The sequence below is a fragment of the Acidimicrobiia bacterium genome (genome assembly GCA_036396535.1).
Taxonomy (GTDB): Bacteria; Actinomycetota; Acidimicrobiia; order Spongiisociales; family UBA5794; genus DASWKR01.
The window spans coordinates 45,666-64,454 of the sequence record DASWKR010000028.1 but is presented as its reverse complement, the minus strand read 5'-3'; the positions used below and the strand labels follow the sequence as shown (position 1 = coordinate 64,454).

The following is an 18,789-nucleotide window of genomic DNA, read 5'->3' as shown; positions in this document are numbered from 1 at the left end:
GTTGTCTCCGGGAGTCATCGGGACACCGAGGCGCCGGCCCCGACCGGCTGCCCCTTGGCGGGCAGCCGGCTCGGGAGAGTGAGGACGAACTCGGTCCACCCCCGCTTGCGGCCGTAGACGAGCTCGCCTCCCATGAGGCGTGCCAGCTGCCGGGCGACGGCCAGCCCGAGGCCGACGGAACCCGGCACGCCGCCTTCCGGACGCGAGCGGAAGTACGGGTCGAAGATGCGCTCGGCGTCCATGCCCTCGACCCCGGGGCCGTCGTCGGCGATGGTCACGGAAGCGTGGACGCCGTGCTCTGTGCACGTGACCCTGACGGACGGGCCGCCGTAGCGGGCGGCGTTCGTGAGTAGGTTGCGAACGATCTGACGCGTCCGCAGCGGATCAGCGACGGCGAAGATCGAGCCCGGAACCTGAACGACGGACTTGCCGTCGAGCGGCGTCGTGGCCACCACGGACGCCACGGCGGTTGTCAGGTCGAACTCGACCGGGTTGACGGCGAGGTTGCCGGCGGCGGCCCGCTCGACCGTGAGCAGATCCTCGACGAGGTTGGCGACCTCGTCACTCTGCCCGGCGATGAGCTCCACCATCTCTCTGATCTCGGTCGTCGTGAGTCGCTCGAGGTTCTCGCGCAGCTCGGCGGAGAACCCGGCCACCGCCGTCAGGGGCGTCCGCAGCTCGTGGCTCACGGATGCCACGAACCGGTCCTTCGCCATGGCCAGGTTCTCCAGCCCCTCGCGGGCGCGCTCGCGCGTCCAGTACGCCCCCACCATGTCGGCGGCCCGCATGAGGGCATCGACCTCGAGGTCCGTCCACACCCCGTCGCGATAGAAGTCGGTGAACCCGATCGTCCCTATCCACGCGCCGCCGATCAGGATCGGGGCGGCGAGCTCGGATTTCACCCCCTCTGCCTCATACCGGCTTCTCAGCCGCTCCGGAAGCTCTTCGACGCGGATCTCGACGTGCTCTCCTGCACCGAGCATGTCGGCGACCCAGGGCATGTCGTCGTAGTTGCCGTCCTGGAAATCGCCGGGGCCGATCGGGACCCGCGAGCTCATCACGTCATGGACGATCCGCCATGTCACCCTGCCGTCCGGCTCGGACTGGTTCACGTCGACGTAGGCGTAGTCGGCCTCGGTGGCGTCGAGCAGGGCGCGCAACGCGCTCTCGATCGCCGTCTCGTCGTCGCGCGCCAGCAGGATGTGGGAGCACGCCGCCAGCGCCTTCTGGATCCTGACTCTCACGGTCTCCGCTCTGGCGTGGTTCGCCAGCCGCGCCGTGAGGTCGACGACGAGCCAGATCGCCAGTGCCTGGGTAGGGATCGCCACGAGCAGCCAGGTGACCGCGATGGCTCCCGACGGCCGCTCGATGGCCACCGAGAGCACCCCGAAGGCGGCGATGCCGGCGCTCATCGACCAGACGGGCCACATCCTGGTCGTCTCGCGGGTCGCCAGGTACATGACACAGACGAGGCCGGCGATGCCTGCAGTCGTCCCGGGGCCGAACCCGGCGCCTCGCTCGGGGAGGGCACCGTCTGCGAGTGACAGGACGCAGAGAAGCACCGCCGAGCCGAGCGTGAGAACCTCGACCCGATTGCCTCGGCGTCTGGCGTCCCACACGAGAAGCAGGATGACGAGGTATGCGGCTATGCGGAGCGGCTGCGGCTGGTACGTTCCCGATCCGAGGAGGAGCTCGAGGATCAGCGCGGCGCTCACCGAGACCGTGCCGGTCACGAGGACGGCGCGTCGGACCCGCCCGGCACCGGTTGCTTCGCTCACGGGTGTCCTATCGGCAGCATCCCACGGCCCGTGAAGCGGCAAAGGCGCAGTTCAGAACTCGTTGCGGCCCTCACGATGAACGTCGACGGCTCCCCGACCATGGAGGTCCCAGCGTGGAGTGGGTCTGGCGGCTGCCGATCGGGAGTCTTGAACGTGTCGCGCTCGTCCCATAGGTTTGCGGGGCCTTCCCCGCCGGACTCTGAGAGGTGGGCGCATGGTTGCGCTCTCGACTTGGGCACCGGAGGACGGGGTGCTCGGCGCCATCGCGCCCTTGGCGCTGGCCGCGGCGTGTGACACGGCGCTCGTCGTCGACCTCGACCCTGCCGGGCCCGGCTATCCCGGTTCGGGGAGCCTGGCCGCCATGGTGCGGGACAGCCCCACGGCGTCCGATCTGTCCCCACTGCGTCGCGGCGTCGCGGTGCTCCGCAACGGCGGCATCTTGCCGGACGAGGGGCGCGAGGTCATCGAGGCGCTCCTGGCAGGGTGGCCGAGGGTCGTCTTCAGGCTCGGGCGCCATCGACCTCCCGGCTTCGACGGGGTCGTCCCGGTGCGTCCGCTGCTCCCCTCCGAGTGGCTCGAGCCGCTGGACGTGGCCGCCGTCTACCAGCCGTTCGGGCTGCGCACCGAGCCTCCGGGGAGATCCATCGTCCTGCCCCGAATGGCGCTGGCGACCGCTCGGGCGCTCGTTGCTGGTGCTCTGCCACGGCGAGACCGCTGGCTGCGCGCCTGGGGCGACGTATGGGAGCACCCATGGCATTGATCGACCGCCTGACGCGCCGGCTCATCGACTCCGACGTCGCCCTGGAACGTGCCGCGCTCGTCGCCGCCGCGGAACGGCTCCTCCTGGAGGAGGCGCCGTTGGCCCCTGCGTCCGTCGCCGTCGACGCGGCCGACGCCCTGGTGGGCCTCGGCCCGCTCGAGTCCCTGCTGCGCGATCGTGAGGTGAGCGACGTGCTCGTCAATGGGCCCGGGGAGGTCTGGGTCGAGCGCGCCGGCGCTCTCGAGCGGACCTCGATTCGGTTCCCCGACGGCCGGGCGGTGCTTGCTGCCGTCGAGCGGGTGATCGCTCCGCTCGGCCTGCGGATCGACAGGGCGAGCCCGGTCGTAGACGCCCGCCTGCCGGACGGCTCGCGGTTGCACGCCATCATGGACCCGATCGCGGTCGATGGGCCGGTGGTCGCGGTGCGGCGCTTCACCGAGGCGGTCTCCGACCTGGACGGCCTCGTCGCCGCCGGCGCGATCGACGACCACGGGGCTCATCTCCTCGCCGAGGCCGTCTCCTCTCGCAGGAACATCCTGGTGAGCGGGGGGACCGGGTCAGGCAAGACGACTCTCCTCAACCTTCTGTCGCGAGTGATCCCCGCCGGCGAGCGGGTCGTCACCGTCGAAGACGCCGCCGAGCTTCGCCTCGCAGGCCACGTCGTGCGGCTGGAGGCTCGACCCGCCAACGTCGAGGGCCTCGGCGAGATCCCACTGCGTGACCTCGTGCGACACGCCCTCCGCCTGCGACCAGACAGAATCATCGTCGGCGAGGTGAGAGGCCCCGAGGCCTTCGACATGGTCCAGGCGATGAGCACCGGGCACGACGGATCGATGTCGACCGTCCACGCCAACGGACCCGAGGAAGCGGTGTGGCGCGTCGAGTCGCTCGCCTTGTCTGGGGACAGGAGGGTGTCGCCTGCGACCGTGCGGCGCCAGCTGCGGTCGGCGCTCGACATCGTGGTGCAAGTCGAGCGGCGAGGTGGTAACCGACGGGTGAGCCGGATCGCCGCGGTCACGCTCGACGACCTGGAGGAGGTCTACTCGTGGTGATCGCGCTGCTCATCGCCATGATGATCGCGACGGGTGTGCCGTGGTGGGTCATCGGCGTGGGCGTCGTCGCCGCACGCCAGCCTCTCGTGGCGGCGGCCATGATCACCGCCTGGGCTGTGGCTGTCAGCGGGCGGCGGGTCATGCGTAGACGGCTTCGGCCATCTCTCGAGGCTGAGTATTTCAGGGCGCTTGCCGCGGAGTTGCGGTCCGGTGCCTCGCTACGGATGTCCATCGGCGATGCGGCGGCGCGGGTGCCATCCCTCGACCTGAGCGGCGCTCAGCGGCGTGCTGTCGTCGGGGCGCCGTTCGAGGACGTGGCCGCGGCAGTGGCCGCATCGCTTCCGGCGAACGGCCGCGTCGCCGCCCCGGCGCTGCGGCTGGCGGGTTCCACGGGAGGGAGAGCGGCTGCGATCTTCGAGGTACTGGCCGATCGGGCAGCTCACCAGGCCGAGCTCTCTCGTGAGAGGGCAGTGCTGACCGCACAGGCACGCTTGTCTGCGCTCGTCGTCGGCGTGGCCCCACTCGGGTTCGCAATGCTGCTCCTCCTCACCGGGCGAGCCGGAGTCCTGATCGACCACGGCGTGGTGGGTTTCACGATCTTGGCGGCCGGTGTCGGGCTCGAGGTCGCCGGCATCGCGATCGTCGCAACGATGCTGGCACGATCGCGATGAGCGAGGCGTGAGCGACGTGATGGCCAGGGGTGTTCTGGCGGCCGTCTCGATGATTGCCATCCGCCGTCTCGACGACGTGGCACTCGCACCGTTGCTGGCGGCTGCGGTGGCGTTCGTCGTAGCTCCACTCGCAGGTGTGGCGTTCGTCGCCGCGGTGCCGCTTGTGCGCTTGCGGCGTCGCCGCACCGACCGGCTCGCCGACACCGGCGGCGCAGACTCCGACGTCGTGCTCCTCAGCGAACTGACGGTCTTGGGACTCGGAGCCGGCCTCGGATTCCGGGCGGCTCTGCGCCTCGCAGCCCGAGAGGTTCACCCCGAGCTGCGCCGCGAGGTCTTCTCGGTCATTCGGGAGGCCACTCGGTTTGGAGGACAGGCGACGCTCGAGGCAGCCGGAGGGCGGGCAACCGACCTCTACCGAGCGGCAGGACGCGCCTCCCTCACAGGAGCGCCATTGCTCGAGATCGTCGCCGCGCTCGTCGTCGAGCAGCGGGCCGAGGAGCGAGCCAGGGCTGTCGCCGCAGCCAAGCGGCTGCCCGTTCGGATGCTGTTCCCGCTCGCTCTACTGATCCTGCCTGGGTTCCTCGTGCTCACGGTCGGCCCCACGTTGCTGAGCGCCTTCGATCGCCTCGCCCTCTGACTTCCCGCCGCCCGGGGGCAGCCCGGGATGTCCGAGATGGAAGGAGTGTCACATGCACTCGATCATCCTCCGCCAGGAGGGGCAGGCGACCGCCGAGTATGCCCTGGTCATCGTGGCTGCAGCGGCCGTCGCTTTCGCTCTCATCGTGTGGGCTACGAACACCGACGCCTTGGCAGGTCTGTTCGACGCGGTGCTCGCCAGGGTCAAGGACTTCATGTGAGCAGCGAGCGGGGGAGTGCGGTCGTCGAGTTTGCGATCGTGCTCCCACTCGTGCTCCTCCTCGTCCTGGCGATGGTCGAGGTGGCGGTCGTGGCCCGGGCGCAGCTCGAGGTCATGAACGCTGCTCGCGAGGGAGCCCGCGAGGCGGCCACCAGCCCCGACCCCGCTCGGGCGGTCGCCGCCGCCAAGGCGGCCCTCGGCCGTGGCGGCTCCGTTGCTCGGGTCTCGGTATCTCGTCCGCACGTCGTTGGAGAGCAGGCCGCGGTCACAGTCCGGCTCACCCATCGGGTGGCGTCGCCCCTTCTCGGTGGCTTTGTGATCGAGCTCACCGGCAGGGCGGCGATGCGGGTCGAGGCATGACCGACGAGGGCGCCGCGTCGCTGCCGCTTCTGGCGGTCTGTGTGCTCGTGGTAGCGCTCACGATCGTCGTGGCGGACGTCGGCATGCTGTTGCAGGCGAGGGCGCAGGCAAGCATCGCGGCCGATGCTGCCGCCCTCGCCGCCGCCCCGGTCACGTTCCGCCCGTTCGGAGCCGCCGGCACACCCGCCCAGGAGGCGGCTCGGTTCGCCACGCTCAATGGTGGCCGGCTCGTGGCGTGCGCCTGCGCTGTCGATGAGTCGTGGAGCGAGAGAGCAGTGGAGGTGACCGTCGCCTTTGATCGCCGGCTCCTCGTGTTCGGGGTGGTGACGGTGGAGGCGCGCAGCAGGGCCGAGTTCGTGCCGGCGCGTCTGCCGGCATTCGAGGAGCGGCTGAAGGGTCGGCCGACCCGGGTCCGTTGAATCCTTCTGAGTCGCGCAGAAGGGGCCCGTCGCCCACGCGCTCGGGCCCCTCCTCCCTGGGTTCGACTACCTCTTCTTGGCCGCCGCCCGCGCCGCCGGCTTCCTGGCCGGGGCCTTCTTGGCCGGGGCCTTCTTGGCTGCCGGCTTGGCGGCGGCCTTGACGGTCGTCTTCCTGGCTGGAGCCTTCTTGGCCGGGGCCTTCTTGGCCGGGGCCTTCTTGGCCGCCGGCTTGGCCGCAGCCTTGTTCGCCGGTGCAGCCTTCTTGGCTGGAGCCTTCGTGGCCGCCGGCTTGCGCGCCGCAGCCTTCTTCGCTGGTGCAGCCTTCGTGGCCGCAGCCTTCTTGATAGCCACGTTTCCTCTTTTGGAACTCCCGGCCATGCATCGGCCGGTACTCGAATCTGGCAGCCCGGCCTTCACCGGACGCGTCGAGTGTAAGAGCGCCCGTGCGCCGAGCGGTTGCATTCCATTGCCCGGGGCGAGCTACCGGAGCGCGACGGCGAGCAGCTCGATGGCTCCGTGCTTGTCGAGCGGGTCGTTGTAGTTCCCGCACTTGGGTGACTGGACGCAGGATGGGCATCCAGACGAGCACGGGCAGTCGACGAGCGCTTGGAGTGTCGCGGCGAGGTGCTGTCGGGCTCGCTGGTAGGCGATGGGGGCGATGCCGGCGCCGCCGGGGTATCCGTCGTAGATGTAGAACCCGGGCCCGCCGAGGTCGGCAAAGAAGGCGGACGACAGGCCGCCGACGTCCCAGCGATCACAGATGGCGTAGAGCGGCAGCATGGCGATGGCGGTGTGCTCGATGGCGTGCATGGTGCCGGGGAGCGCCGCCGGCGTCACGCCGGCCTGATCGACGAGATCGGGCGGAAACGAGAGCCAGAGCGCTTGTGTCGTGAAGCTGCGCGGTGGCAGGTCGACCGGATTCGTGTCGAGCACCTCGCCGGTCGACAGCGATCTCCGCTGGAAGCCGAGCACCTCTGTCGTGACGGAGACTCTCCCGTGCCCGAGGTCGACGAGTCCGATTGTCGAGGAATCCTCCCGTGCGACGACGGTGAGCTCCTTGGCCGTCTGCGGCTGGGTGAAGTACGCCACCTCGCCGCGGCGTACCCGCACCTCTCGGACCTCGACGTCGAGCACCTCGACGACGTAGCCCTCGCCTTGGTGGAGGTACACGGCGCCCTCGTGGCATTGTGTGAACGCCCGGGCCTCGTCGATCGTGCCTATGTGGCGCGACTGCTCGTCGATGATCTCGTACGGCGGTCCGCCGGAGGTGCGCAGGTCCACGTCGAAGGCGGGCGCTCCGCCACCGGACCAGTACAACCTGCCTTCTCGCAGCCCGAGATCGCCCGACCGCACCAGGTCGGGAACGATCGTCTCGATGTCGTGCCCGAACCATTCGGCGTCCTCTGGGACGAGTGGTGCCTCGTATGCAGCGCACCGCAGGTGGTCCGCCAGGATCTGTTCGTTGGTGACGTTGACGACCGCCGCCTCGGCGGGTCGCACGAAGAGCTCCTCAGGATGTGCCATGTAGTGCTGGTCGAGTGCGTCGTGGCCCGCGACGAGCACGGCCAGCGACTCCCGGCGCGATCGACCTGCCCGTCCAGCCTGCTGGCGAAACGACGAGATGGTTCCCGGGAAAGTCGTCAGCACCGCGGCGTCGAGGCCGCCGACGTCGATCCCGAGCTCGAGCGCATTCGTCGCGATGACCCCGAGCAGCCTGCCGGAGAAGAGCTCCTCCTCGGTTCGCCGGCGCTCATCGACCAGGTAGCCGGCTCGGTAGGGCGCCACCAGCGCCCGGCGCTCCTCGTCGAGCCGGTCGCGGGCCCAGCGGTACATGAGCTCGCTCGCTTTCCTGCTCCGGCTGAAGGTGATGGTCTGCAGGTCGTTGGCGACCAGGTCACAGAAGACGTTCGTGGCGTCGGTGAGCGGGCTCCCCCGCAGCCCTCGAGCCTCGTCCTCGATCGGTGGGTTCCAAGCCACGTACGTCTTCGCCCCGCGCGGGGCGACGTCGTCGGTGACCGCGGCGACATCGAGCCCGGACAGGGCGCCTGCCAGCTCGGCAGGGTTGCCGATCGTCGCCGATGCGAACACGAACGTCGGAGTGGCGCCGTACTTCTCAGCCAGCCTCCTGAGGCGGCGCAGCACCAGGCCGACGTGGCTGCCGAAGATGCCCTTGAAGCTGTGGATCTCGTCGACGACCACGTATCGGAGCTGACCCAGGAAATGCCTCCAGCGCTCGTGGTGCGGCAGCATTCCCAGGTGCAGCATGTCCGGGTTCGTGACGACGACGTTGGCGTTGCGGCGGATCCACGCCCGCTCGTCCCGGGGTGTGTCCCCGTCGTAGGTGGCCGCCACCAGGTTCGACGTTCCGGTGCGGAGCAGGCTTCCGAGCTGATCCTGGGCGAGGGCCTTCGTCGGGAACACCGCCAGGGCGGTCGCTTGCCGGTCCGCCTCGATGGCCTCGGCGATCGGGATCTGATAGCAGAGCGACTTCCCGGAGGCCGTGCCGGCGACGACCACCGTGTGCTTCCCGGAGCGGATCGCAGCGATCGCCTCCGCTTGGTGCCGGTAGAGCCTGCCTACCCCGGCGGCCTCGAGGCGCCCCCGCACGGCCGCCCCTACCGCGATGTCGGCGAAGACGGCGTCGGCGCCCTCTATCCGCTCGATGTGGACGATCCGGGGCGCGATCTCCGGGTCGTCGAGCCATGCGTCGATGACGTCGGCGATCGATGATCTCTTGTCGTCGGCGACCACGCCCTCATTCAAGCCACCGATGGGCGGCGCCTCACTCGTCGAGGAGACCGTCGCGCAAGTCTCGGTAGACGTCGGTCGCATCGGCCGACAGGAACACGACGGACTGCCCGGCAACCGATCCGACTCTGCCGGGCAGCACCCGGTTGACGAGGTCGTCGGGATCCACGGTGTACATCGACGCCGCCAACGTGAGGAGCGCCTCCGTCGTGAGATCGGTGAACGCATGGGCCAGCAGCGCTTCGACCATGCTCGGCAGCGTGTCGATCCCGAGGTCGCGGACCATCTGCATCCCTGCGAGCATGATGAGGCCCTGGTTGGCGCTCCGCGTGAAGTCGCCGCCTGCCAGGGTCTTGCGGATCCGCGCCAGGCGAAGGGTGCGCACCGGCGACAGCTTCTGCTCGCCGGCCGGATAGCTCTCCCACTCGGCGACACCGCTGTTGACGGCGCTCGGCAGGTCGATGACGAGCCCGCCGAGCTCTCCGATCAGGTCGGAGAACCCCTTGAAGCCCGTGACGATGTAGCCCTCGAGGTCGAGCTCGGTCAGGCTCTCCGTCGTCTCGAGGAGAACCTCGGGACCTCGCCCCGCCAGGACGTTGGTCAGCTTCATGGTGCCTGCCGGACTGTCGACCCAGCTGTCACGAGGGAATCCGACGATCGTGCCTCCCTCGCTCGGTACGACCGTGACGATGTGAACACTGTCTGCCCTGAGACGCTGCTGGTTCTCGCCGACTCTGGCATCCGAGCCGATGACGAGCAGGCTGCGAGGTGGTCGTCCGAACCACGGGTCGGCGTCGGCGAGGTCGGCCCCGACGATCCGCCACGCAGGATCACGGACGGCGATCAGGAGATCCTCACCGGCGTGCACCACGGCGACGGATTCCCCGTTGTCGAGATCGGCGACGACGCCGGACGCTTCGATCTCGTCGGCGGGACGTTCGGTGTCGAGCAGGCGGAGCCAGAGGAGTGACGGGATGGCCGGGCGCGGGTTGTGGTGGTCGTGTATCCACGAATAGAGCTCGGCGGTCGCCGTGAGCAGGCCTTCGTCGAGATCCCCAGACACGGTGACGCCTCTCACGGCCACCGTCGTCGTGGGGGCCGGCCGGCTCGTCGTCGTCGACGCCGGTTGGGTCGTCATCGACGGAGCGGGAGTTGTGGTCGGCTCGGCCGCGCCCGAGCACGCCGCACCGACCACGGCGGCGCACGTGAGGGCTGCAAGGAGAGAGGTGCGGGCTCGCACGAGCCCGGATCGTAACGACGCTCCGGAGCTATGCCCGATCCGGGGGTCGTTGGCAGTCCGATGGCCCGGGAGGCTCCTCCTCTCCGTGCTCACGATCGTCGGGCGGCCGGCGGTGTCCCCGATCATCCTCCGCTTCACCAGAGGGCTCCGGCGCAGGTGACGTGAGCGGCGACGGTGCGACGCGATGCCGCGACCCGCCCGGCACCTCGTAACATCGCGGGTCGACCACTGGGAGTGCGATGCGGATCGTCATTGCCGGCTGCGGCAGGGTTGGGAGCGAGCTGGGGCTCACGTTGTCCGAGGAGGGCCACGACGTGTCGATCATCGACTCGGACGAGTCGCGTTTGAGAGCCCTCGGCTCGACGTTCAACGGCGCCACCCACGTCGGACTGGCATACGACGTCAGCGTGCTGCGAGACGCCGGCATCGAATCGGCGGACGCCTTCCTTGCCGTGACGTCGTCTGACAACGCCAACCTCATGGCGGTGGAGGTGGCCAAGTCGGTGTTCGGGGTCCCCAAGTCGATCGCGCGGCTCGACGACCCCGCCAGGGCGAAGGCCTACCGCACGCTGAACGTCACGTACGTGACCGGGGCGCAGCTCGTGAGCAAGGTGATCCACGAGCAGATCGTCGACGAGGAGTTCCGGTATCACGTCACCTTCGGCGGCGGAGACGTCGAGGTCATCGAGATGGAGATGGGCGCCAATGCCGAAGGATTACCAGTGAAGCAACTCGAGAGCCCGAACATGTTGCGCGTCGCTGCCGTCCGGCGCGGCTCCACCACATTCGTCCCGGACGCCGAGTTCGCCCTCCACGCGGGCGACCTCGTCGTAGCGGCGGCGAGGGCGGGTGCTCGCAGGAAGCTCCACAAGTACCTGGCACGGGAAGGATGAGTGGTCGGCGGTGCGGGTGATCGTCGTCGGAGGCGGCAAAGTCGGCGGGTATCTCGCTCGGGAGCTGCGCGACGACGGCCATGTCGTGACCGTCATCGAGTCGAACGCCCGCCTGGCCGAGCGGTTGACCGACGAGCACGATCTTCTCGTGTTCCAAGGCGACGGTACGGACGTGCGCCTTCTCGAGGCGGCGGACGTCGACCGGGCAGACTGGCTGCTGGCAGTCACCGGCAAGGACGAGGACAACCTCGTCGCCTGCCAGCTCGCCACGACGCTCGGTGCCGAGAGGGTGCTCGCCCGGCTCAACGACCCGCGCAACAGGCCGACATTCGACGCCCTCGACCTTCCTGTGGTGGCGGTGACCGACCTGATGGCTTCGATGATCTCGCGGGAGATCGAGTTGACGACGCTGCGCCGCGTTGCGCTGCTCGGCGATGGTCAAGTTTCGCTCGTCGAGCGGGTGGTACCGGAGGGCTTCCCCGACACCCCTCTTGCCGAGCTGCGATTCCCTGCCCCTTCTGTTCTCGTCACGGTGGTTCGCCATGGGAAGGTCTTCGTCCCAGGCGCCGACACCCGTATCGAGCCGGGCGATCGCCTCCTCGCCGTCACGTCCATCGACAACGAGCAGGCCTTCTGTGACGCTTTCGACGCCATGGCGTCGGCGGCGGATGCTCCGTGAGCGAGGAGCCCCACCGGCGGGTCGAGACGATCGGGAGCCGCTTGACCGGCCTGCTGGTGACGATCGGATTCGAAACGCTCTTTGTCGTCGCGGTGATCCTGGTCGGCCTCGCCGTGGCGGCCCTGATAGTGGCCCTCTCGTGACATGTTGATTCGACCGGTAGCCGAGGACTTCAGGATCATCGGGTTCTTCATGGGCCGGGTGTTCGCGATCTTCACGGTGGCGAGCCTCGTGCCTCTGCTGTGGGCCGCCCTCGCTCGCGAGTGGCACCCGATGAGCTCGTTCGCCCTCATGGCGGGCTGCTACGCCGCTCTCGCCGCCATCGGTCTGCGTTCCAGTCCCAAGGTCAGAAGGCTCGACTGGAGCCACGGGATGACCGTGGTGGCGTTGACGTGGGCGCTCGCTCCGCTCGTCGGCTCGATCCCGCTCCTGCTATCGGGCCACTGGTCGGGGCCGCTCGATTCGTACTTCGACGCCATGTCGGGGCTCACGACGACCGGGCTCTCGCTCGTCCACGACCTCGATCATCTCGCCTCGTCGATCAACTTCTGGCGCCACTTCCTGCACTTCCTCGGCGGCCAGGGCATCATCCTCGCCGCTCTGAGCCTCTTCGCGGCCGGTGGTGGCCTGACCCTCTATCACGGGGAGGCACGCGAAGAGCGGATCATGCCCTCGGTGACCTCGACTGCCCGCTTCATATGGGGCGTCGCCATCGTCCACCTCGTCGGCGGCGTCGTCGCGCTCACTCTCGTGGGCTGGGTCACTCTCGGCTTCTCTCCGATGCGGTCGGCGTTCCACGGCTTGATGATCTTCTTCGCCGGGTTCGACACGGGGGGGTTCGCCCCTCAGAGCACGAGCCTCGGCTACTACCACTCCGGGATCTTCGAGGCTGTCACGGCTGTGCTCATGGTCGCCGGGGCGATGTCGTTCGGGGTCCACTACGCGCTGTGGCGGCGTAACCCTGGATCCGTCCTGCGCAACCTCGAGACCCGCACGATCCTCGGATCGCTCGGGTTCACGCTCGTGCTCACCATCGTCGGGCTGGCCGTGACCGGGGTCTACTCGTCGATCTCCGGGCTTGCCAGGGCCGGCACGTTCCAGCTGCTCAGCGCGCACACCGGGACGGGTTTCGCCACCGTGAGCAGCGCCGAGCTGCGTGGCTGGGGAGGCCTCGAGTACGGCGGCATCGCCATCGCGATGGCGCTGGGGGGAATGGGCTCGTCGACCTCGGGGGGAGTCAAGGCTCTGAGGATCGGTCTCACGTTGAAGGCCATCGGCAACCAGGTCAGGCGTGTCCTGCTCCCGGACGGGGCGGTGGTCGGTACCGGGTACTTCCAGGGAAGCCGGAAGCGCCTCACCCCTGAGCTCGCCCAGTCCGTGATGGCGGTGTCGCTCCTCTACGTGGCGCTGTTCCTGCTAGGAGCGGGTGTCGGCATGGCGTACGGCTACTCGCTGCAGCATGCCCTGTTCGAGTCGGTGAGCGCCGGAGCGAATGTCGGGCTCTCGGTCGGGGTCGTGGATCCGACGATGATGCCTGCCGTCCTCAAGCTGGTCTTCATGCTGCAGATGTGGGCCGGGCGCCTCGAGTTCGTCGCCGTTTTCGCGCTCATCGGCTTCCTTCTCGCTTGGGTGAGGGGCAAATGAAGCGGGCCGTGGTGATCGTCTGGCTGGCCGCCACGTCCGCCGTGGTCGGCGCGGCTGCGCCGGCGGAGGCGCAGGCGACCAGCGTCGAAGCGATCGTTCTCGGATCGGCCGAGTTCGACGGGATCGAGATAACGGTCGAGGGGGAGCTCGTGGGTGACTACGGCAACCGTGACGACGGGACGACGTGGGCACAGCTGAACGGCGGTTCGTACGTGACCATGCCGCTTCGCGAGGGAGGAGCCAGATCCGGGTCGAACACCGGCATCGGGGTGATGATCCCTGCGGGGCTGGCGGAGGGGCTCGACCCTGCCGGCGGCTACGGCACGAGAGGACCCGTCGTCAGCCTCACCGGAGTGTGGCACCACCACGACCCGGACCGCGGCGGAGAGTCGTATCTCGAGGTGGTCGGCCTCGACGTCATCGAGGAAGGCAGGGCGCTCAGTCAGCCGATAGCGTGGTGGCCGCTCCTGGCGGGGCTCGGCTTCTTCGGGGCGGCGATCACGCTGCGGGTGCGGTCGTCGACCGGCGAGTCGTGAGCCGCCCGCACCGGCAGGCAGCACTCAGGTCGCCCACTGCGGCGGAACTACACTCCCCGCCCGGTCGTGGACCCCGAATGACTGAGGAGCCTGGCGCGTGAATCCGATCATCTGGCTGTATCTGGCGATCGCGGTGTCGGTCGCGGCACTCGGTCTGGCGTACTTCTTCGCCAACCAGGTCAACAGGGCTGATCCGGGCAACGAGCGCATGCAGGAGCTGATGGCTGCGATCCGTGAGGGAGCGATGGCCTTCATCCGGCGTGAGTACATGGCGGTGGCCGGCTTCGTCGTCGTGCTGGCGATCCTCATCCTCGTGTTCCTGGATTGGGGCCGGCCGTGGGGTGCGATCGCCTATGTCTTCGGAGCGGCGCTCTCGGCGTCGGCGGGCTACATCGGGATGCGGACCGCAACCGGAGCCAACGCCAGGACCGCAGAGGCGGCGAGGACGGGCGGCATCAGCCGAGCGCTCCCGCTGGCGTTTCGAGGCGGCGCGGTGATGGGGTTCACGGTCGCCGGGCTCGGGCTGCTCGGCCTGTCGCTCGGATACCTGGTCTTCGTGGAGCTGCTCGAGGTGAACCAGCCGTACAGCGTCCTGACTGCGATCGGGCTCGGAGGTTCGTCGATCGCTCTGTTCTCCAGGGTCGGCGGCGGGATCTACACGAAAGCTGCCGACGTCGGCGCCGACCTCGTCGGAAAGGTGGAGGCCGGCATCCCTGAGGACGACCCGCGCAACCCCGCAGTCATCGCCGACAACGTCGGCGACAACGTCGGAGATGTCGCAGGTATGGGCGCCGACCTGTTCGAGTCGTACGTCGGGGCGCTCATCGCCCCGATCGCCTTCGCCGCCTTCGCCTTCAGCGGAGCAGCGTTCCAAGAGGAGGCGTTCTTCTATCCGCTCCTCATCGCCACGCTCGGCATGGGGGCGTCGATACTCGGGAGCTTCTTCGTCAAGCCGGGAGGCGGCAGCCTGGCGAGTGCGCTCCACAAGGGTACGTGGGCGGCGATGGGGGTCACCGTGGTCGGCACGGTCGTGCTCACCCCGCTCCTCTTCGGGAGCCAGGACGGTGTCGAGAACAACGCCTGGGGCCTCGTCGTGTCCGTCGTCTCCGGCCTGCTGCTCGGCTGGCTGATCGGCCAGGTCTCCGAATGGTTCACCTCCGACCACCACAAGGTGGTGAAGGAGGTCGCCAGGCAGGCGCAGACGGGTCCCGCCACCGTGGTCCTGGCCGGCATCTCGGAGGGGATGCGATCGGCCGCATTCTCCGTGGTCCTGGTGGCGTTCGGCATGCTGGCGGCGTTCTGGGGAGGCACGGTCGCCTTCGATGTGCCCGACGCCATCGCCGGCGTGTACGGCATCGCCATCGCCGCCATCGGTGTGCTCTCGACCCTCGGCATCACGGTGTCCGTCGACGCATACGGACCGATCGCCGACAACGCAGGAGGGATCGCCGAGATGGCCCACCTGCCGCCTGAGGTTCGCCAGGCCACGGATGCGCTCGACTCGCTCGGCAACACCACGGCGGCGGTCGCCAAGGGGTTCGCCATCGGCTCGGCGGCCGTCACGGCCCTCGCCCTCTTCTTCACCTTCCGCCAGGCGGTCAACGAGGCCGCCATCGCCGAGGGATTGGAGCCGGTGCTGACGACGATCGACATCCTCGACATCCCGGTCACCGTCGGACTGTTCATCGGAGCGATGTTCCCGTTCCTGTTCGCGGCGCTGACCATCCAGGCTGTCGGCCGCGCCGCCAATCGCATGATCGAGGAGGTTCGCAGGCAGTTTCGTGAGATCCCGGGGCTCCTGGAGGGGTTGGACGGTGTGCGGCCCGACTCCGCCCGCGCCGTCGACATCTCGACGGCGGCCGCCCTCCGGGAGATGGTCGTGCCGGGGACCCTCGCCGTCGCCTTGCCCCTCGTGGTGGGGTTCATCTCGGTGCGGGCGCTCGGCGGGTTGCTGGCGGGTGCCCTCGTCACCGGGTTCCTCCTGGCGATCTTCATGGCGAACGCCGGCGGCGCATGGGACAACGCCAAGAAGTTCATCGAGGCAGGCGCTTATGGCGGCAAGGGCTCGGACGCCCACAAGGCGGCGGTCGTCGGTGACACGATCGGCGATCCCTTCAAAGACACCTCGGGACCTGCGATGAACATCGTCATCAAGGTGATGACGATCGTGAGCCTCATCTTCGCCTCGGCGTTCGTCTGAGGTGGGTCAGCCGGGGTCGTCTTCGTCGGAGGGTGGCGCCATGTCGGGATCGCTCTGCTTCAGCTCCTCCTGGCGTGCCCGCCGACGCCAATACTCGGCATCGGCTTTGCGTCTGCTGGCTCGGTTGAGGCGATAGAGGCCGAGCAGCAGGGCGGCGACCACGATCCAGATGATGACCTGTCCGGCGCTGACGCCGTTCGAGGCGGCCTGGGCGACGAGGGCGGGTGCCGGCACCGGCTCACCCTACCGGCCCGACGCCAACCCTCCTGGCCGGGCTGCCCTACCGGGCCACCGATGCCGGGTGCTCCACCTCGACCGTGGCCGGCACGGCGGCGCGGCGCACCCGTCTCGCGGCCGCCACCAACGCCTTGGCCCGGCTGAGCATGCCTGCGCCGCTTCGGCGGTGGGACCGCATCCTCGCCAACTCCTCGAGTCCCTTCACCTGGGCGGCGGCGGGGAACGGGAGCACGAACCTCTGCTCTTCTTGCATGTATGAGCCTCCTTCCGCCAGACGATGCGGCCCGCCGGCCCGTGATACCCAGAAAGGGGAGAAGGGCATCGGAAAGCCCGTGGTATGTTCCGCATCCCGCCCTCCCGGAGAGCCCCTTGCCGCCTGAGATCGTGCTCGTGAGACACGCCGAGACCACGGCCAATCGCACCAGGGTGTGGCAGGGATCGACGAACGCGCCGTTCTCGCCGGAGGGTGAAGTGCAACTCGAGCGGCTCCGGCTGCGATTCGCCTCCGAGCGCTTCGACATCGTCGCCTCGTCCGATCTCGGCCGAGCCGAGGCGACCGCGGCGGCGATGGGACTCGTTCCTGAGGTCGATCCTCGCTGGAGAGAGCCGAACATCGGCTCGTGGGAGGGGCTCACGTTCGAGCAGATCTCTGAACGGGAGCCGGAGCGTATCCGCAGGCTGCTGGCAGGCGACGACGTCGAGCTCGGGGGCGGCGAACGCCTCACGGACACCGCGGTCAGGCTGGGCAACGCCCTCGGCGACCTCGTCCGGCGCGTCGGCGAGTCGGGGCGGGCTCTGGTCGTGAGTCACGGCCTCGCAATCCTCACTCTCGCCTCGCAGCTGCTCGGCACGTCACGGCCTGCCCCGTTGGCGCTGCCGTTCAACACGGCGGTCGTCACCCTCACGCCCGACCCACATGGCATCCGGCTCGTGCGGTACAACGACTCGACCCACCTGCTCCCGGACCACGTTCCGATGCCTTCCGATCAGGAGACCCACTTGATCCTGATCAGGCACGGCGAGACCGTCGCCAACATCGAGGGCAGGTGGCAGGGGCACCAGCCCGGCGAGCTCACGGAGCGCGGCAGTCGGCAGATCCGATCGGTGGGCGCCCACCTGCCTCGGCTGGATGCGATCTACTCGTCGCCCCTGGCGCGCGCCGTCCACACGGCAGAGGCGGTCGCCGACTCCCTCAGCATGCAACCGGTCCAGGTCGAGGACCTCAAGGAGATCGGGTTCGGCTCGTGGGAGGGCCTGACGGTCGACGAGATCGGCGAGCGCGACCCGGAGGGTCTGGCTCTGCTGCGAGCAGGAGACGAGCACGTCATCCGCGGCGGATCCGGCGAGGCGTTTGCGGGCGTCCGCCAGCGGGTCACGACCGCCATCGACGAGATCGCCGCCAATCACCGGGGTCAGACGGTCGGCATCGTCTCGCACGGCGGGGCGCTGCGGGCATTCGCGTCCGGCCTCCTCGGCATGGGTCCCGCCAACCGCCACCGGCTCGCCTCGATGGACAACACCGCCTTCTCGCGCGTCGTGTACTCGGCCAACGGGCGGCGGCTCGTCGACTGGAACCTCGCCCCCCACTTCGTCGCCTGATGCGGCTCCTCGTCATCACGAACGACTACCCGCCGAAGCCCGGCGGCATCCAGCAGTATCTCGGCAACGCCCTCGATGCCTTCGACGGTGAGTTGCTGGTCGTCGCGCCAGCCGACGACGCAGCAGCCGGCACGAGACGCGGCGAAGCCGCAGTGGTGCGGAATCGGCGGCGTTTCATGTGGCCGACGAAGAGCCTCGCCCGATGGATCGTCGAGCAGGCGGCCCCTTTCCGCCCGGATGCGATCCTCTTCGGCGCCCCTCACCCGCTTCCGAGGCTCGGTGCAGAGCTCCGCCGCCGGCTCCATGTCCCATTCGGCGTCATCTGTCACGGCGCCGAGGTGACGATCCCGGCGGCGGTGCCCGGCGCCAGGCAGGCCCTCGCCGGATGGCTCAGGCAGGCCGACGTGGTGTTCGCCGTGTCGGAGTACACCCGCCGCGCCGTGGGAGCGCTCACCGGACGGGAGGTGGTGTACCTGGGCGCCGGGGTGGATCATGAGGCGTTCCACCCCGGGACGAAGGACGGCGGGTCCTTCGTCGTCGGCTGCGTCAGTCGTTTCGTGCCCCGCAAGGGCCAGGACCGCCTCATCAGGGCCGTGGCGCTGCTGCACCGGCGTGGCGTCGAGGTCGACCTGCTCCTGGTGGGGAAGGGCAGGACGGAGCAGCGGCTCCGCAAGTTGGCGGTCCACGAAGCCGTGCCCGTCAGGTTCGAGGTGGCAGTGCCGTGGGAAGACCTCCCGGGCCTGTACCGCCAGATGGACGTCTTCGCCATGCCGTGCCGGTCGCGGTGGGGCGGGCTCGAGATCGAAGGGCTCGGGCTGGTGTTCCTGGAGGCGGCGGCATCGGGGCTTCCCGTGATCGCGGGCGACTCCGGCGGGGCGCCCGAGACGTTGATCCCCGGCGAGTCGGGCTACATCGCCACATCACCTGCCGCCATCGCGGAGGCGATCGAGCTGCTCATGCCGGCTGCCCGTGAGTTCGGCGGACGCGGCAGGGAGCTGGTGTTGTCCCGCTTCCGCTGGGAGCTCGTCGCCGAGCGCCTCAAAGCCGGGCTCCTCACTTCGACGGAGCAGGGATAACGCCAGGTCACGTTGGGTCCGGCACATGGAAGTGCCGTGCG

The 18,789-nt window shown here is 69.2% G+C and carries 22 protein-coding genes; 16 read left to right on the top strand and 6 right to left on the bottom strand.

Annotated elements, in window-relative coordinates:
• Positions 1–14: 14 nt before the first annotated feature.
• The gene (locus VGC47_04375) at positions 15–1,778 is read right to left on the bottom strand and encodes an ATP-binding protein (GenBank protein ID HEX9854527.1); all 1,764 of its coding nucleotides are present in this window, start codon (positions 1,776–1,778) and stop codon (positions 15–17) included.
• A 214-nt stretch (positions 1,779–1,992) separates the two neighbouring features.
• On the opposite strand from VGC47_04375, the gene VGC47_04370 reads away from it, so the two are divergent.
• The 7 genes from VGC47_04370 to VGC47_04340 are packed head-to-tail and all read left to right on the top strand — an operon-like array spanning position 1,993 to position 5,896.
• Entirely contained in the window at positions 1,993–2,538 is a 546-nt protein-coding gene (locus VGC47_04370; GenBank protein ID HEX9854526.1) for a hypothetical protein, read from the top strand.
• A complete protein-coding gene (locus VGC47_04365) occupies positions 2,529–3,590 on the top strand; it encodes a CpaF family protein (protein HEX9854525.1) in 1,062 nt (353 codons plus the stop codon). Before VGC47_04370 ends, VGC47_04365 begins: the two co-directional genes overlap by 10 nt.
• Positions 3,584–4,261: a hypothetical protein gene (locus VGC47_04360; GenBank protein ID HEX9854524.1), complete on the top strand. Its 678-nt coding sequence runs from the start codon at positions 3,584–3,586 to the stop codon at positions 4,259–4,261. The genes VGC47_04365 and VGC47_04360 overlap by 7 nt, the downstream gene beginning before the upstream one ends.
• 7 nt (positions 4,262–4,268) lie before the next feature.
• Positions 4,269–4,898 carry a type II secretion system F family protein gene (locus VGC47_04355; GenBank protein ID HEX9854523.1) on the top strand — a complete coding sequence of 210 codons (630 nt, stop codon included), beginning with the start codon at positions 4,269–4,271 and terminating at the stop codon, positions 4,896–4,898.
• Between the two features lie 52 nt (positions 4,899–4,950).
• Complete coding sequence (locus VGC47_04350; protein HEX9854522.1) at positions 4,951–5,118, top strand: hypothetical protein; 168 nt, start codon at positions 4,951–4,953, stop codon at positions 5,116–5,118.
• Positions 5,115–5,477, top strand: coding sequence for a TadE/TadG family type IV pilus assembly protein (locus tag VGC47_04345; GenBank protein HEX9854521.1), 363 nt, complete (start codon positions 5,115–5,117; stop codon positions 5,475–5,477). The genes VGC47_04350 and VGC47_04345 overlap by 4 nt, the downstream gene beginning before the upstream one ends.
• Positions 5,474–5,896, top strand: a complete 423-nt coding sequence (locus VGC47_04340; protein ID HEX9854520.1) for a pilus assembly protein TadG-related protein — start codon at positions 5,474–5,476, stop codon at positions 5,894–5,896. Before VGC47_04345 ends, VGC47_04340 begins: the two co-directional genes overlap by 4 nt.
• Positions 5,897–5,962: 66 nt before the next feature.
• Here VGC47_04340 and VGC47_04335 read toward each other — a convergent pair whose 3' ends face one another.
• The 3 genes from VGC47_04335 to VGC47_04325 all read right to left on the bottom strand — a co-directional run bounded on the left by VGC47_04335 (position 5,963) and on the right by VGC47_04325 (position 9,722).
• On the bottom strand, positions 5,963–6,247 hold the full coding sequence (locus VGC47_04335; GenBank protein ID HEX9854519.1) for a hypothetical protein: 285 nt from the start codon (positions 6,245–6,247) through the stop codon (positions 5,963–5,965).
• A 129-nt stretch (positions 6,248–6,376) separates the two neighbouring features.
• Positions 6,377–8,659: a DEAD/DEAH box helicase gene (locus tag VGC47_04330; GenBank protein HEX9854518.1), complete on the bottom strand. Its 2,283-nt coding sequence runs from the start codon at positions 8,657–8,659 to the stop codon at positions 6,377–6,379.
• 19 nt (positions 8,660–8,678) lie between these two features.
• Positions 8,679–9,722, bottom strand: coding sequence for an LCP family protein (locus VGC47_04325; GenBank protein HEX9854517.1), 1,044 nt, complete (start codon positions 9,720–9,722; stop codon positions 8,679–8,681).
• Between VGC47_04325 and VGC47_04320 the strand changes: the two genes are divergently transcribed.
• The 7 genes from VGC47_04320 to VGC47_04290 all read left to right on the top strand — a co-directional run bounded on the left by VGC47_04320 (position 9,709) and on the right by VGC47_04290 (position 15,836).
• Positions 9,709–10,044, top strand: coding sequence for a hypothetical protein (locus tag VGC47_04320; protein ID HEX9854516.1), 336 nt, complete (start codon positions 9,709–9,711; stop codon positions 10,042–10,044). The genes VGC47_04325 and VGC47_04320 overlap by 14 nt on opposite strands.
• 79 nt (positions 10,045–10,123) lie before the next feature.
• Positions 10,124–10,777 (top strand): NAD-binding protein, encoded by a 654-nt coding sequence (locus tag VGC47_04315; GenBank protein HEX9854515.1) that lies wholly within the window; start codon positions 10,124–10,126, stop codon positions 10,775–10,777.
• A 10-nt stretch (positions 10,778–10,787) separates the two neighbouring features.
• Positions 10,788–11,456 carry an NAD-binding protein gene (locus tag VGC47_04310; protein HEX9854514.1) on the top strand — a complete coding sequence of 223 codons (669 nt, stop codon included), beginning with the start codon at positions 10,788–10,790 and terminating at the stop codon, positions 11,454–11,456.
• A complete protein-coding gene (locus VGC47_04305; GenBank protein HEX9854513.1) occupies positions 11,453–11,599 on the top strand; it encodes a hypothetical protein in 147 nt (48 codons plus the stop codon). The genes VGC47_04310 and VGC47_04305 overlap by 4 nt, the downstream gene beginning before the upstream one ends.
• A 1-nt stretch (position 11,600) precedes the next feature.
• Positions 11,601–13,100 (top strand): potassium transporter TrkG, encoded by a 1,500-nt coding sequence (locus tag VGC47_04300; protein HEX9854512.1) that lies wholly within the window; start codon positions 11,601–11,603, stop codon positions 13,098–13,100.
• A complete protein-coding gene (locus VGC47_04295; protein ID HEX9854511.1) occupies positions 13,097–13,636 on the top strand; it encodes a hypothetical protein in 540 nt (179 codons plus the stop codon). The genes VGC47_04300 and VGC47_04295 overlap by 4 nt, the downstream gene beginning before the upstream one ends.
• A 97-nt stretch (positions 13,637–13,733) precedes the next feature.
• The gene (locus tag VGC47_04290; GenBank protein ID HEX9854510.1) at positions 13,734–15,836 is read left to right on the top strand and encodes a sodium-translocating pyrophosphatase; all 2,103 of its coding nucleotides are present in this window, start codon (positions 13,734–13,736) and stop codon (positions 15,834–15,836) included.
• 6 nt (positions 15,837–15,842) lie between these two features.
• Here the strand turns inward: VGC47_04290 and VGC47_04285 are convergent, their stop codons facing one another.
• Both VGC47_04285 and VGC47_04280 read right to left on the bottom strand, forming a co-directional pair.
• Entirely contained in the window at positions 15,843–16,070 is a 228-nt protein-coding gene (locus tag VGC47_04285) for a hypothetical protein (protein ID HEX9854509.1), read from the bottom strand.
• Positions 16,071–16,116: 46 nt separating this feature from the next.
• Complete coding sequence (locus VGC47_04280; GenBank protein ID HEX9854508.1) at positions 16,117–16,326, bottom strand: hypothetical protein; 210 nt, start codon at positions 16,324–16,326, stop codon at positions 16,117–16,119.
• A gap of 116 nt (positions 16,327–16,442) precedes the next feature.
• Between VGC47_04280 and VGC47_04275 the strand changes: the two genes are divergently transcribed.
• A complete protein-coding gene (locus tag VGC47_04275; GenBank protein HEX9854507.1) occupies positions 16,443–17,672 on the top strand; it encodes a histidine phosphatase family protein in 1,230 nt (409 codons plus the stop codon).
• Positions 17,672–18,748: a glycosyltransferase family 4 protein gene (locus tag VGC47_04270; GenBank protein HEX9854506.1), complete on the top strand. Its 1,077-nt coding sequence runs from the start codon at positions 17,672–17,674 to the stop codon at positions 18,746–18,748. The genes VGC47_04275 and VGC47_04270 overlap by 1 nt, the downstream gene beginning before the upstream one ends.
• The last annotated feature ends 41 nt before the right edge of the window (positions 18,749–18,789 follow it).

Bases quoted from the DNA above. Each gene is read 5' to 3' on its own strand.
- VGC47_04280 (HEX9854508.1), bottom strand. From the start codon at position 16,326: ATGCAAGAAGAGCAGAGGTTCGTGCTCCCGTTCCCCGCCGCCGCCCAG.
- VGC47_04270 (HEX9854506.1), top strand. From the start codon at position 17,672: ATGCGGCTCCTCGTCATCACGAACGACTACCCGCCGAAGCCCGGCGGC.
- VGC47_04315 (HEX9854515.1), top strand. From the start codon at position 10,124: ATGCGGATCGTCATTGCCGGCTGCGGCAGGGTTGGGAGCGAGCTGGGG.
- VGC47_04340 (HEX9854520.1), top strand. From the start codon at position 5,474: ATGACCGACGAGGGCGCCGCGTCGCTGCCGCTTCTGGCGGTCTGTGTG.
- VGC47_04295 (HEX9854511.1), top strand. From the start codon at position 13,097: ATGAAGCGGGCCGTGGTGATCGTCTGGCTGGCCGCCACGTCCGCCGTG.
- VGC47_04365 (HEX9854525.1), top strand. From the start codon at position 2,529: ATGGCATTGATCGACCGCCTGACGCGCCGGCTCATCGACTCCGACGTC.
- VGC47_04350 (HEX9854522.1), top strand. From the start codon at position 4,951: ATGCACTCGATCATCCTCCGCCAGGAGGGGCAGGCGACCGCCGAGTAT.
- VGC47_04300 (HEX9854512.1), top strand. From the start codon at position 11,601: ATGTTGATTCGACCGGTAGCCGAGGACTTCAGGATCATCGGGTTCTTC.
- VGC47_04370 (HEX9854526.1), top strand. From the start codon at position 1,993: ATGGTTGCGCTCTCGACTTGGGCACCGGAGGACGGGGTGCTCGGCGCC.